A 13,560-nucleotide genomic window follows, 5' to 3' on the forward strand; every position below is an offset into this window, starting at 1 on the left:
TGGGCTCACGCCGAGGTGTCTAGACTCATTTAGTATATCGTATACCTTATATCGCATTCAAATAACCTCAGGGGAGGGATCATAGTGAATGCGATGAACGAGAAGCGCGATGCGCGAGCGTGGCGGAAGAGGGCGCTGATCGCCGGGGTCAGCCTGGGGGCTCTGGGGGCGCCGATGGCGGCCTATGCCCAGACCACGCCGACGACTGGAGAAGAGCCGTCTCAGGTCGAGGAGGTGATTGTCACCGGGTCGCGCCTGCAACGCAGCGGTCTGAATGCCCCGACGCCGACCATGGCGCTGACCGCCGAGACCATTGAGGCCAAGGGCATCACCAATATTGCGGAACTGCTGACCGAGATGCCGCAGGTGGCGACCGGTCTATCCAACGCCAACACCAGCTACAGCTTCGGCAACATCGGTCTGAACCAGGCCAATCTGCGTAATCTGGGCGTTCGTCGGACCTTGACCATGGTGGACGGGCGGCGTCGGGCAGGGACGCCGGACGATTCAAACTTCCTGGCTTTCGATCTCGGCAATATCCCCGCAAGCCTCGTGCAGCGCGTGGAGGTGCAGACGGGCGGCACCTCGGCGGTCTATGGCGCGGACGCCGTGGCCGGCGTGGTCAACCTGATCCTCAAGGACGACTTCGACGGCTTTGAAGCCAATGTTCAATATGGTTCGGACGAGGGCGGAAGCTACGACACCCTGACCTACGGCCTGACCGCCGGGGTCAACTATGATCGCGGCAACGCCGTCCTGCACGTCAGCCGGACTGAAAGCGGGGGCTTGACGCGCGGAGATCGCGGTCTGGGAACGCGTTGGGGCTTTGTCTCCAACCCGGCCAATAAAGGCCCCAATGACGGCATTCCCGCCCGCATCCCGATGCGCGACATGCGCTATGCCTATTTCGCGATGGGGACGCCTACCGGCTACCTGCCTTTCGGCACGGGCGGAGCCTGGACAGACGTCATCTTCGATTCCGCCACCCAGACCTTCCGTCCCTTGAAGGCGGGGGATCGCGGCGTGATCGACGGATCCTATTCGACGGACGAGGGCGGAAACCAGAACGCTGACACCTTGGTAGCGCCTCTGGAGCGCACCAACGTCTACGCCAAGGCGGACTATCGGCTGGCGGATAATCTGAAGGTTTTCAGCGAAGTCGTGTTCGCCGACATCACTGCGCGCGACCGCATCAGCGCCGTGTTTGATTCCTGGAGCACAAGCGTCTCGATCGACAACCCCTACATGCCCAAGGCGGTGCGTGACGGGCTGATCGCGGCGGGTGAGAACTCCATGTACTATGCGCGCTCGCATGACGAGTTCGGCATGCGCGGCACCGACATGAACCGGAAATATTACAGCATCGCCACGGGGCTGGAAGGTGATTTCGGCAATACCTGGAAGTGGTCGGCTGTCTTCGAGTACGGCAAGTCGCAGACTTCCAACCGCAACCTGAACGACCGTATCGACGAGCGCTGGTTCGAGGCTTCGGACGCGATCCGCGACCCGCTGTCGGGTAATGCCGTCTGCCGCAGCGTGGAGGCGCGAGCGCGGGGCTGCGTGCCGGTGAACATTTTCGGCCAGGGCACGATCTCGGCCGAGGCGGTGGACTATATCCGCGCGGATCACACCTCGACGACCGATACGAGCCAGACCCTGCTTCAAGGACTGATCTCCGGGGACCTGTTCCAGTTGCCGGCGGGGGCTGTGAAGATTTCGGCGGGCGCGGAATACCGCAAGGACGCGATCGACTTCCGCCCTTCCTATGTCTGGGAAAAGGCCTTGGGCTTCTTCGCCAGCCAGTTTTCGCCGGTCAACGAGAGCAACGAGGTTAGAGAGGCCTTCGCGGAAGTCCTGGTTCCCCTCGTAAAGGACAAGCCCTTCATCCATTCGCTGGAGGTCGAGGGCGCCTATCGCATATCGGATTATGAACGGGCGGGGAGCGTCGATTCCTGGAAATTGGCGGGCTCCTGGGCGCCGATCCCGGATATTCGCTTCCGTGTCACCAAGGCTACGGCCGTGCGCGCGCCGTCGCTGGGGGAAATGTTCAATCCCGGCAGCCGCGGCGCGGCTGGATTGAGCGATCCATGCGACCCGAACCTACTGGACAGCGGCACCGAGCACCGCAAGAAGAACTGTCTGGCCTTGGGCTTCGATCCGGTGACCTGGGATCCGAACACGCGCCGGATGACCACCCTGGTCTTCAGCACCGGCAATCCGGACCTGGGCGTGGAAGAAGCCGACACCATGACCATCGGCGCCGTCGTGAGGCCCCGTTTCCTGCCGGGCTTCGCCTTCTCGGCGGACTATTACACGATCAAGCTGGATGGCGGCATCGCCCGGATCGGCGCCCAGCAGACGGTCGACAACTGCGTCGACCTGCCGACGCTGGACAACCAGTTCTGCGGCATGCTGACCCGGCGCGCCGACGGCAACCTCTATGAAGTGCGCGACAGCTATATCAACGTCTCGTCCTTCGAAGTGGAAGGCGTTGATTTCGAGGCGAGCTATCACGCCGATGTTTCGGACCTCCTACGGCGTGACGGCGATCTGGGCCGTATCAGCGTGCAGGGCATGGCTTCCTATCTGAAGCACAATATCTTCGTGGACCGGGACATGGCGACGGGAGAGGAGACCGCCTTCGATTCCGCCGGTGAAGCCGCCAATCCCAAGTGGCGGGGGATGTTGAACGCCACCTATTATCGTGGTCCGATCCAGGTGAACTGGTCCAGTCGCTACGTCCATGACACGGTGACGAACAACGCCTTGCTGAACCCGGCGGAGGATATCGGCGCCTACTACAACATTCCCTCGGTCTGGTATCACGACCTGTCCGTGGCGGTGGATACGCCGATGAACGTCCGCTTCACGGCCGGCATTCGCAACCTGTTCAACGAGGGTCCGCGCGATCACCCCTCGACCGCGCGCGGCAACCTGGGAATGGATGATCTGATCGGTCGGTTCTTCTTCCTGGGCGCCAAGTGGCGTTTCGGCGGAGAATAGACGCCTCAAAGGAAAGGGGCGGCCGACCGGCCGCCCCTTTTTTCGGCCCTTACGGGCCGGCGCATGAAAAAGGCGGGCCACGCGGCCCGCCTTTCTCTTTTTCGGTTCTAGTCGACCTAGTCGAAGGCTCGCATCTGATAGGCTTCCGGCGGCGCGACGTGCAGCAGTTCTCGCACGAAGAAGTCCCAGCGTCGGCGCTGGTAGTAGGGGACAGCGTCCAGATAGTGATCGGCGTTCGGCACCATCAGGAAGTCGAAGTCCTTGTTCGACTTGATCAGGGCGTCGACCAGCCTCAGGGATGCGGCGGGGGGCACGTTTTCGTCGAGTTCCCCGTGAGCGACGAACAGGCGGCCCTCCAGCTTCGGCGCCCAGGTGATGTTGGAGTTCTCGTCATAGAGCGGCCCTAACTCCGAGCCCATCCATTGTTCGTTCCAGATGGCCTTGTCGAGACGGTTGTCGTGGTTGCCCGAAGCCGTGACGCCGACCTTGTAGAATTCCGGGTGGCGGGTCATGGCGCGGACCACGTCATAGCCACCGGCGGAGAAGCCGTAGATCCCGACGCGCTTGGGATCCATCCAGGCGTTGCGGGCGGCGACGGCGCGGATGCCCGCGATATGATCTTCCAGGCCGACGGCGTGCAGGTTCTTGTAGGCGACCTGCTGGAAGGCGCGCGACCGACCCCAGGTGCCGCGTCCGTCGATGGTCACTGCAATGACCCCCAACTGGGCGATGGAGTTGGCGTTGCGCGACATCATCGCCGCCTCGAACGACTTGGGCGTCATCACATGGTGGGGCCCGGTGTAGATGTCCTCGATGATCGGATAGCGCTTCGTCGGGTCGAAGTCGGCGGGCTTGAACAGGGCGCCGTAGATGGGGGTGACGCCGTCCGCTGCCAAGGTCTGGAACGGCTCCGGCATGCGATAGCCGGCCGCCAGGTAGGCGGCGACGTCGGCGCGACCCAGTTCCATGAGAATGCGGCCGTCGCTGGAGCGGCGCAGGACCGATCGGGTCGGTTGGTCGATGGTCGACATGTTGTCGACGAAGAAGCGGCCGTCCGGCGAAACCGAGACATCGTGATCCATTGCCTCGGGCGTCAGAAGGCGCGTCTGTCCGCCGGTCGCCGACACGGAATAGAGGTGACGCAGATAGGGGTCACGTCCAGCTTCCTTGCCCGAGCCCACGATCAGAAGGCGTCTGGCCCGGTGATCAGCGCCCGCCACCGTGCGCGCCCGCCAGTCGCCCGAGGTGATCTGGCGCCGTACGCCCGTCTTGGCGTCGACGGCGTAGACATGGGCGTAGCCGTCAGGGTCTGCGGTCCAATAATGGGTGTCGGTCTCGTCGTCGTAGGACCAGAAGTGACCATAGTAGTCGACATAGGTGTCGGACCGATCCTCGGTCAGCAGTCGCGCCTCGCCTGTCGCGGCTTCGATGCGATGCAGTTGCAGGGCGCCGTAGCCCCGCGTCGGGGCACGCTCGAACACGGCTCGGCTGTCGGCGCTCCATTCGTAGTAAGGACCGCCATAATAGAGGACCGGCCGAGCCGGGCTCGCCATGGGAATGCGCCGCCCGCTCTCGACTTCGAAGAAGACGCCCTCGACCATCGGCGTCTCCGTGTCGCCGGTCAGCGGGTAGAGGTAATCTAGCGCTCGCGGCGGACCGCCGTCCTTGGGCGTGGACTGCACCAGCGACAGGCGTCGGGCATGGTCGCGATTGATACGGTAGGTGGCGATGTAGCGGGAGTCAGGCGACCAACGGATCGCGGGCCGCACCGACGGCTCCGACGTGCCTTGGGCCACCATGTCATTGAGATTGATCAGCGGCGTGGCGTAGGGCGACGCGCCTCCATCCTGCGTCAGTCGCCGTTCAGAGCTGTCCGCGATGGAAATGACGACCAGGTCGCCGTCACGCACTTCTGCACGCCAGCGCCCGTCCGGCGACGTCGCGCCTTTTGACGCCTCGGCTGCGGCCTCGACTGACCCGCTTGCGGGGTCAAAACGCCAGTTGCGGCCGTCGTGGGAAAACTCCAACCGTCGCGTTTCAGCATCGACCTTCAGGCCCTTGAGCTGCAGGTCCTTGCGGGCCAAGGGCTTGCCTGAAGCGACGGCGAGCCGCTCAGTCAGAAGGTCATGGTCGAACAGGGGACGGGTCTGACCTGACGTAGGGTCGACCAGCACATAATCACGGCCTGGAGGCGTCTTGCGCTCGAACCAGAATTCGGCGTTGTCGCCGATCCACTGAGGCCGGACGCTGAGGCCGAAGATCAGCTCATCGACGTGCTGGGGCAGCACGGCCTCGGCTCGAGCATAGACTGAGGCCGGCAGGCGAACGCCTGCTTCAGCTTCCACGGCGATCGCCGCCGTGGGTGTGACGAGAGCGGTCCCAAGGGCCAGCGGAGCGGCGCTGCTCATCAGCAGGACAGCCAGGGCGGATAGGCGCTTCATGAAGTTTCCCCCTTAAAATCGGATACATTATTCGATAATGAAGTGGTGAAGCTGATCGTCGCCGGCGTCAAGGGAGAGCGGATTGAGCGTGTTCGAAACCGAGAAGATGGTCGATCTGACGGTCGATGAGGTTTTCGCTCTGTCACGCCGCGTGCTGAGCGGGGCAGGGTTGTCGGCGCCTCATGCTGAGGCGGTGGCGCGCGTCATCACGGCGGGAGAGCGGGACGAATGCGCCTCGCACGGCCTCTATCGGCTGCCCGGCTGCGTGGCGACCATCCAATCGGGAAAGCTGTCCCTGGATGCCGAGCCGGCGATCCGGGACGTCTCGCCGGCCTTGGTGAGAGCCGACGCTCGGCATGCCTACTCGCTGCTGGCGTTCGAACGCGCGGCGCCCCTGCTGGTCGAGAAGGCCAGGGCGGTCGGCGTTGCGGCCCTGGTCATCAACAACTGCTTCCACTTCTCGGCCCTGTGGCCGGAGATCGAACGCCTGACCGAGATGGGCGTCGCCGCCATGGCCATGACGCCCAGCCACGCCTGGGTGGCGCCGGCCGGCGGGACCAAGGGTCTGCTGGGCACTAATCCTATCGCCTTTGGTTGGCCTCGCCCGGGCGGACATCCCTATGTCTTTGACTTCGCGACCAGCGCCGTGGCGCGGGGCGACATGTCGCTGCATGACATCGCGGGAAAGCCCATCCCAGAGGGTTGGGGGTTGGATGAGGCAGGGCTGCCCACGACTGACGCTCGTGCGGCCCTGGACGGCGCCATGCTGACCTTCGGCGGGCACAAGGGGTCAGCGCTGTCGACCATGATCGAGTTGATGGCGGGGCCGTTGATCGGCGACCTGACCAGTCGCGAATCCATGGCCTTCGACGACGGCGCCAAGGCGGCGCCCATGCACGGCGAACTGATCCTGGCCTTTGATCCTGTGGTCATGGGGGGCGAAGATGTGAACGTGAACGCAGCCCGAGCTGAGGCCCTGTTTGCTGCTTTCGGCGAGCAGGGCGCGCGTCTGCCGTCGCAGCGCCGTTATGAAGCACGCACCCGCAGCTTGGAACGCGGCATGCGCACGCCCAAGGTGCTCTACGACCAAATCATCGCCTTGGGCTTCTAAGCTCGGCTGCTCTCTTTTTGCGTATGAAAGACAAACCCATGACCGCACCCATCAAGCTTTCGCACTGGATCAACGGAGAGCGCCGCTCCGGCGGAGATGTCGAGAGCCTGAATCCGTCCGACACGCGCGAAGTGGTGGCGTTGGCACCATCGGGCGGCGCGGCCGAGGTGGACGAGGCGGTGGCTGCGGCGGCAGCCGCCTTCGACGGCTGGGCCGACGCCTCGCCCGAGGTTCGCTCCGACGTGCTGGATCGCGCCGGAAATCTGTTGATGGAGCGCCGTGAGGCTGTCGGCGAACTGCTGTCGCGTGAAGAGGGCAAGACCCTGCCGGAAGGCGTAGGCGAGACCATGCGTGCGGCTCGCATCCTCAAGTATTTCGCCGGAGAGGCGCTGCGCCTGCATGGTCAGAACCTGGCCTCGACCCGGCCCGGCGTGGAGGTTCAGACCTATCGCCAGCCGGTCGGCGTCTTCGGCCTGATCACGCCCTGGAACTTCCCCATCGCCATTCCGGCCTGGAAGGCGGCGCCGGCCCTGGCTTTCGGCAATACGGTCGTGATCAAGCCGGCCAGCCATACGCCTGCGACGGCTGAGGCCCTGGTCGCCATCCTGCATGAGGCAGGGCTGCCCAAAGGCGTGCTGAACCTGGTGATCGGCGGCGGTCGTGTGGGCCAGGCCCTGGTGGACCACAAGGACGTGGCGGGCGTCAGCTTTACCGGCTCGCAAGGCGTCGGGGCAGGGGTCGCCGCCGGGGCCGCCGCGCGTCAAGCGCGGGTTCAGTTGGAGATGGGCGGCAAGAATCCCCTGATCGTGCTGGACGACGCCGATCTGGATCGCGCCGTCGCCATCGCCCTGGACGGCAGCTTCTTCGCCACCGGCCAGCGTTGCACCGCCTCCAGCCGCCTGATCGTTCAGGACGGCATCCACGATCGCTTCGTCGCCGCCCTGGCGGAGAAGGTGGCCGCCCTGCGCATCGGTCACGCCCTGGATCCGAACACCCAGGTCGGCCCGGCGGTCAGCGAAGACCAGCGCGAAACCTCCTATCGCTATATCGATATCGCCGCTTCGGAAGGCGGTCGGGTCGTCGTGGGCGGTGAGCGGATGACCCGCGACACGCCCGGCTGGTATGTCCAACCCACCCTGATCGCCGACACCGACCCGGGAATGCGGATCAACACTGAAGAAGTCTTCGGCCCCGTGGCCTCGACCATCCGGGTCAAGACGTATGAGGAGGCCCTGGCCGTCGCCAACGGAACGGAGTTCGGCCTGTCGGCAGGTCTCGTCACCCAGTCGTTGAAACACGCGCGAGACTTCCAGCGCCGCGCCAGGGCGGGGATGACCATGGTCAATCTGCCGACGGCGGGCGTCGACTATCATGTGCCGTTCGGTGGAACCAAGGCTTCGTCCTACGGCCCGCGTGAGCAGGGCTTTGCGGCGGCCGACTTCTTCACCCTGACCAAGACCAGCTACAGCGCGGGATAGGTCCGAAGAGTGGTTGACTTCGTATACGATTATATATCGTATACGAAATAGCTTTGATTTGGAGATGATGCTGATGGCTGGGGTAAAGTTGGATTGGACCGGGGTGATCCCGGCGGCCACCACCCAATTCGACGAGGGACTGGCGGTCGATCTGGACGCTACCCAGAAGGTCCTGGACGGCCTGATCCGCGACGGCGTCGATGGCATTATCGTCATGGGCACTGTCGGCGAGAACAACTCGCTGGAGCCGGAAGAAAAGCGCGTGGTGCTGAAGGCGGCTGTCGAAGTCGCCGACGGTCGCGTGCCGATCATTACGGGCGTCAGTGAACTGACCACGGCGCGCGCCGAACGCTACGCCAAGGACGCCGAGGATATCGGCGTGGACGCCCTGATGGTCCTGCCGGCCATGGTCTACATGCCGTCGGCCGAGGAGCTTGAGGCTCACTTCCGCGCCGTGGCGGCGGCCAGCGGCCTGCCCAACATGCTCTACAACAATCCGACCATGTATCGGATCGCCCTGACCAACGCCGACCTGAAGCGTCTGTCGGATGTGCCGAACATTGTGGCCCTGAAGGAAAGCGCGCCCGACTCGCGACGCATCACCGACATCCTCAACGAACTGGGCGACCGCTACTCCGTCATGGTGGGCCTGGACGATGTGGCGCTGGAAGGTCTGGTCCTGGGCGCCAAGGGCTGGGTTTCTGGCCTGACCAACGCCTTCCCCGAAGAATCCGTGGCCCTGGTCAAGGCGGTCAAGGACGGCGACATGGCCCGCGCGCTTGAAATCTATCGCTGGTTCATGCCGCTGCTGCACCTCGACGCCGTGTCGGACCTGGTGCAGTCGATCAAGCTGTCCGAGGCCATCATGGGGCGCGGAACAGAGCGGGTCCGGATGCCGCGCATGCCCTTGACCGGCGCACGTCGGGCCGAGGTCATCGCCATGGTCGAGAAGGCTGCGGCGACGCGACCCATCGGTTCTGGCAAGGCCCTAAAGATCGCCTGATCGGAGCACGGAATGCGCGACGTCTTTTTCTGCATCGACGGTCACACGGCCGGCAACCCGGTTCGCCTGGTCGCCGGCGGCACCCCCCTGTTGTCAGGGGCCAGCATGGCCGAGCGGCGGCTCGACTTCCTGAGCCGCTACGACTGGATCCGGACGTCGCTGTGTTTCGAGCCGCGCGGTCACGACATGATGAGCGGCGGGTTCCTGTACCCGCCGACCCTGCCTGACGCGGATGCGGGCATCCTCTTCATCGAGACCAGCGGCTGCCTGCCCATGTGCGGGCACGGAACCATCGGCATGATCACCTTCGGCCTGGAGCACGGCCTGATCCGGCCGCGCACGCCCGGGCGACTGAAAATCGAGGTCCCGGCGGGTGTTCTGGATATCGCCTATGAGACCGAAGGCGATCGCGTGACTTCGGTGCGCATCCGCAATGTTCCCGCCTATCTGGCGGCGGAAGGGATCGAGATCGAGGTTCCCGGCCTCGGCCCGTTGACGGTCGATGTCTCCTACGGCGGCAACTACTACGCTATCGTGGAGCCGCAGGGCGCCTACACTGGGCTGGACGACCTGGGCGCGAGCCGCATCGTCGAACTGAGCAGCCTGGTGCGCGAGCGCGTACGGGCGGCCTTTCACCCTGTCCATCCGGACGAGCCGTCGATCAACGGCGTCAGTCATGTCCTGTGGGCTGACACGCCGAAAGGCGAGGGGGCCGACGGCCGTAACGCTGTCTTCTATGGCGACAAGGCCATCGATCGCAGTCCCTGCGGCACCGGCACCTCGGCGCGCCTGGCGCACCTGCACGCCAAGGGTCGGTTGAAGGTCGGCGACGCCTTCGTCCACCAAAGCTATATCTGCAGCCGTTTTATCGGACGGGTCGAAGCGGAGACGACCGTCGGCGACTACAAGGCGATCATTCCTTCCATCGAGGGTTCGGCGATCGCCACGGGGTTCAACACGATCTGGGTGGATCGGCGCGATCCCTTCTGGGCCGGCTTCCAGGTGGTCTGATGTATTCCGCGTCGTAATTGTGGTCATCGCGCGCTATGGCTGGTGTCGGGCGTCCGGCCCAGCCTCTCGACTTGATGAACCTCATGGCCGCATCCCCGCTTGAAGTCCGCACCCTGTCCGACCGCCTCATGGAGGTGGTGCGGGACATGATCCTGTCCGGCGTCATCGAGCCGGATGTGCCGATCCGTCAGGACGCTCTGGCCGGCGAGTTGAAGGTTTCGAAGATCCCTCTGCGCGAAGCTCTGGTCCGGTTGGAGCAGGACGGCCTGGTGGTGTCCCATGCCAATCGCGGCTTCTTCGTGCGCGGCATGAGCGCCGGTGAGGCCGAGGAAGTCTATGATTTGCGCTTGAAGCTGGAACCCGACGCGGCGGCCCAGGCCTGTCTGGCGGCCGATGATGCGGAGCGCGAAGCGGCGCGGCGCATCCTGGCGGAACTGGACGCCGCCGCCGCCGCCGGCCTGCCCAGCGTTGGCCCGCTGAACCGCGCCTTCCACATGTCCCTGACCCAACCCGGCGGTCGGGTGCTGACGGCCGAGATCACGGCGCGCCTGCATGTCATGGCCGACCGCTACGTGCGCAAGCATCTGGAGCACAAAGGGCGTCATCTGACAGCCGAAACCGAGCACCACGACATCCTTCAGGCCTGGCTGGATCGTGATCCCAAGGCTGTACGTAAGCTGGTGGCCGCGCATCTTGAGCACACGCTGCGCGATCTGCGCGAGGAACTGAGCTTGACGGCGGAAAAGCCGGCTGGACGCCGTCGCGCCTCCTAACGGGTCGAACGCTGGGCGATATAGGCGTCCACTTGATCTTCCAGAACCTTCAGCGTCACGCCGCCGTGACGCAGGGCGGTGTCGTGAAATTCGCGCACGTCGAAACGGTCGCCCAACGCGGCCTCGGCGCGATGACGCAGCTCCCATATTTTCAGCTCGCCCCACTTGTAGGCCAGGGCCTGACCCGGCCATGAGATATATCGGTCGACCTCGGTATTGATCTCATGCGCGGTCATGGCGGTGTTGGCCGTCAGGTAGTCGCGCGCCTGTTGCCGACTCCAGCCCATGGAATGGATTCCGGTATCCACGACCAGGCGCGCAGCGCGCCAGGCCTCGTAGGAGAGGCGGCCGAAATCCTCGTAGGGCGTATGATAGACGCCCATCTCGACCCCCAGTTTCTCGGCGTACAGTCCCCAACCTTCGCCATAGGCGTGCGGGTAGAAGTTGAGGCGGAAAGCCGGAACCTTTTCCAACTCTCGACTCAGAGCGCCTTGGGTGTGATGGCCCGGCGCAGCTTCATGCAGGGTCAGGGCGGGGAGGGCGTACAGGGGGCGCGTATTCAGGGCGTAGGTGTTGACCCAATATTCTCCCGCCGCGCCGACCGGGCCCGGATTGTAGCGGCCTGCCGTATAGGTAGGAGCCAGGTGCGTCGGCACAGGCTTGATGGTGAAGGGCGTGCGCGGCAGACGGCCGAAGTAGTCGGGCAGCTTGGCGTCGATCTCCTTGGCGATCCATGACGCCTCGCGCAGCAATTGTTCCGGCGTCGTTGGATAGAAACGCGGATCGGTGCGCAGGAAGGCCTGAAACTGGGCGAACGAGCCTGTGAATCCCGCCTGGCCCATGACGGTCGTCATCTCGGCGCGAATGCGGGCGATTTCTTCCAGCCCTTTCTGATGAATCTGCTCCGGCGTGACATCGGGCAGGGTGGTGAAATAGCGCGCCAGGTCACGATAATAGGCCGCTCCATCAGGCAGGCTGGAAGCGCCCAGGGCCTTCGTCGCGCCCGGTCGATACTCGGTCTCGAAGAAGCGTGCGAAATCGGCGTAGGCCGTGCGTACCGGTCCATTCAGGGCGGCGACGCCGGCGGCCTTCAATCGGGTCTGTTCTGCAGCCGGCATGCTCTCCGGGAAGCGGGCGAAGGGGGCGTAGAGCGGCGAATCCTCCGCCCGCTCATAGACGGCGGCCGCGATCACGGGTGAGACCTCTCCTAGGATCTCCGCGGGTTGAGTGAAACCGTCGGCCAGGCCCTGACGCATGTTCGCAGTCTGCTCGGCGACATAGCGCGGGACGTCGTTCAGCAGGGCGATATAGGCTTCGTATCCTACGACATCTCTGGGCTTGGCCATGTCGGGCAGGAACAGGAGTTCGCCGTAAAAGCCGCTGTCGTTGTTGAATGGGCGTCGCCATTCTCCGTAGCGGGCCAGAAGGACGCGCTGCTCGACCATGAAGCGGAACAGGTCATAGCTGACACGCTCGTCTTCGCTCAACGCCTGGCGATCCATGCGTTCCAGCCGTGCCAGGAAGGCGCGATCCTCCGACAGCCGCCGGGCCTGTTCTTCTGGTGCGACAGTACCTAGCCAGACACGGTCCGGCGCAAGCCCGTCGTTCATGGCCTCCATCGGTCGCGACCGATAATAGGCGGCGCGTTCATCCTCGAAGAGCTGCTTCAGTGCGGTGGAGGCGGAGGGCGTTGTCGCCTGCACGAGTGGAGCGGTGATGTCAGCCGCTAGAGCCGCGGGGGCGACTGAAAGCGTCAGCGACAGGGCGATGATGCAGCGTGCGGCGAACATGTCAGGTCTCCGAGGATGGGGCGACGGGCGAAGCGGCTTTGAAAGCTGTGATCAGGAGGTTGGCCGCAGCATAGAGGACCACCGCCACCACGCCCCAGCGTAGAATCGTCAGGGGCAGGGAGGTGATGACGAAGGCGGCCAGCAGGACGGCGGGAATCCCGCCCAGCGCCATTCCCAGCACAAGGCGAAGATCAATACGCTCGCTCCTGATGAACCTCAGGCTGGAGACCGGCATGAGGAAGGCGCAGGCGCCCATCATGATGGGAAATGCGGCCGTTGGGTTCATGCCCATCAGGCTGAGCATGATCAAGGACGGCGCATAGAGGCCGATGCCGAAGCTCATCAAGGCGCCCATGAGGACATGGGCGACCACGGCGAGAATGAACAGGTTTCCGTTCAGAGAAACCGCCTCGCCTCCGGCCGGCATCAGGTTCAGATTGGTCATGGCGTAGAGCGCCGCTGCGATCAGCAAGGCGACGCCGACCACCATTTGTACGGCGCGCACAGGAAGACGCAGGACGATGGGGGCGCCGATCAGCGCCCCGACGACGGAAGCGGCGATGCAGGCGAGCAGAAGAACCGGATCCACCTGGATCAGCTTCATGAAGACCAAGCCCTGCATGACGGTGGGCAGGCAGTGGCCGGCGTTCAGTACGGCAGGCAGGAAGCTGTCGGGCGTCACTTTTCTGAACCTTAGCCAGGCCGTCGTCGGCGCGAATGACCCGATGCCCAAGGCGTCGAAGAAGTTGGCGACGGCGCCGATGGCCACGCCCTCCATCCTTGGCTTAAGCTCGCCGCGCATGCGCGCTGTGCGGACAAGCTGTATGGCGTAGAAGACGGCCAGAAGGGCCAGAACCGTCAGCAGAACGGCGATGATCATGATTTCCTCCCCCCGAGGTCGCGTCGCCCTTGCCGGACGATCGGAGACGTGAAAGAAACATGATCGTAAA

Annotated in this window: 9 protein-coding genes; 6 read left to right on the forward strand and 3 right to left on the reverse strand. The window is 64.4% G+C overall.

What is annotated here, in order from left to right; all coding sequences use genetic code 11:
• Window positions 1-93 precede the first annotated feature (93 nt).
• Window positions 94-3,003: a TonB-dependent receptor plug domain-containing protein gene (locus tag ABIE19_RS07325; protein WP_354088603.1), complete on the forward strand. Its 2,910-nt coding sequence runs from the start codon at window positions 94-96 to the stop codon at window positions 3,001-3,003.
• A 116-nt stretch (window positions 3,004-3,119) separates the two neighbouring features.
• On the opposite strand, the gene ABIE19_RS07330 is transcribed toward ABIE19_RS07325, so the two are convergent.
• Window positions 3,120-5,444 carry a S9 family peptidase gene (locus ABIE19_RS07330; RefSeq protein ID WP_354088466.1) on the reverse strand — a complete coding sequence of 775 codons (2,325 nt, stop codon included), beginning with the start codon at window positions 5,442-5,444 and terminating at the stop codon, window positions 3,120-3,122.
• 88 nt (window positions 5,445-5,532) lie between these two features.
• On the opposite strand from ABIE19_RS07330, the gene ABIE19_RS07335 reads away from it, so the two are divergent.
• The 5 genes from ABIE19_RS07335 (at window position 5,533) to ABIE19_RS07355 (ending at window position 10,820) form a co-directional block, all read left to right on the forward strand.
• Window positions 5,533-6,555 (forward strand): Ldh family oxidoreductase, encoded by a 1,023-nt coding sequence (locus ABIE19_RS07335; protein ID WP_354088604.1) that lies wholly within the window; start codon window positions 5,533-5,535, stop codon window positions 6,553-6,555.
• Between the two features lie 38 nt (window positions 6,556-6,593).
• Window positions 6,594-8,033: an aldehyde dehydrogenase family protein gene (locus ABIE19_RS07340; RefSeq protein ID WP_354088467.1), complete on the forward strand. Its 1,440-nt coding sequence runs from the start codon at window positions 6,594-6,596 to the stop codon at window positions 8,031-8,033.
• A gap of 73 nt (window positions 8,034-8,106) precedes the next feature.
• Window positions 8,107-9,036, forward strand: a complete 930-nt coding sequence (locus ABIE19_RS07345) for a dihydrodipicolinate synthase family protein (protein ID WP_354088469.1) — start codon at window positions 8,107-8,109, stop codon at window positions 9,034-9,036.
• Window positions 9,037-9,048: 12 nt separating this feature from the next.
• The gene (locus ABIE19_RS07350) at window positions 9,049-10,047 is read left to right on the forward strand and encodes a 4-hydroxyproline epimerase (protein ID WP_354088470.1); all 999 of its coding nucleotides are present in this window, start codon (window positions 9,049-9,051) and stop codon (window positions 10,045-10,047) included.
• Between the two features lie 83 nt (window positions 10,048-10,130).
• Entirely contained in the window at window positions 10,131-10,820 is a 690-nt protein-coding gene (locus ABIE19_RS07355) for a GntR family transcriptional regulator (RefSeq protein WP_354088471.1), read from the forward strand.
• Here ABIE19_RS07355 and ABIE19_RS07360 read toward each other — a convergent pair.
• Both ABIE19_RS07360 and ABIE19_RS07365 read right to left on the reverse strand, forming a co-directional pair.
• Complete coding sequence (locus ABIE19_RS07360; protein ID WP_354088472.1) at window positions 10,817-12,610, reverse strand: DUF885 domain-containing protein; 1,794 nt, start codon at window positions 12,608-12,610, stop codon at window positions 10,817-10,819. The genes ABIE19_RS07355 and ABIE19_RS07360 overlap by 4 nt on opposite strands.
• A 1-nt stretch (window position 12,611) precedes the next feature.
• Window positions 12,612-13,490 carry a sulfite exporter TauE/SafE family protein gene (locus ABIE19_RS07365; RefSeq protein WP_354088473.1) on the reverse strand — a complete coding sequence of 293 codons (879 nt, stop codon included), beginning with the start codon at window positions 13,488-13,490 and terminating at the stop codon, window positions 12,612-12,614.
• Between the last annotated feature and the right edge of the window lie 70 nt (window positions 13,491-13,560).

The organism is Brevundimonas faecalis (assembly GCF_040549405.1).
Classification (GTDB): Bacteria; Pseudomonadota; Alphaproteobacteria; order Caulobacterales; family Caulobacteraceae; genus Brevundimonas; species Brevundimonas faecalis.

Coding starts and splice junctions, on each gene's coding strand:
- ABIE19_RS07325 (WP_354088603.1), top strand. CDS start 94: ATGAACGAGAAGCGCGATGCGCGAGCGTGGCGGAAGAGGGCGCTGATC.
- ABIE19_RS07330 (WP_354088466.1), bottom strand. CDS start 5,444: ATGAAGCGCCTATCCGCCCTGGCTGTCCTGCTGATGAGCAGCGCCGCT.
- ABIE19_RS07340 (WP_354088467.1), top strand. CDS start 6,594: ATGACCGCACCCATCAAGCTTTCGCACTGGATCAACGGAGAGCGCCGC.
- ABIE19_RS07345 (WP_354088469.1), top strand. CDS start 8,107: ATGGCTGGGGTAAAGTTGGATTGGACCGGGGTGATCCCGGCGGCCACC.
- ABIE19_RS07350 (WP_354088470.1), top strand. CDS start 9,049: ATGCGCGACGTCTTTTTCTGCATCGACGGTCACACGGCCGGCAACCCG.
- ABIE19_RS07355 (WP_354088471.1), top strand. CDS start 10,131: ATGGCCGCATCCCCGCTTGAAGTCCGCACCCTGTCCGACCGCCTCATG.
- ABIE19_RS07360 (WP_354088472.1), bottom strand. CDS start 12,610: ATGTTCGCCGCACGCTGCATCATCGCCCTGTCGCTGACGCTTTCAGTC.
- ABIE19_RS07365 (WP_354088473.1), bottom strand. CDS start 13,490: ATGATCATCGCCGTTCTGCTGACGGTTCTGGCCCTTCTGGCCGTCTTC.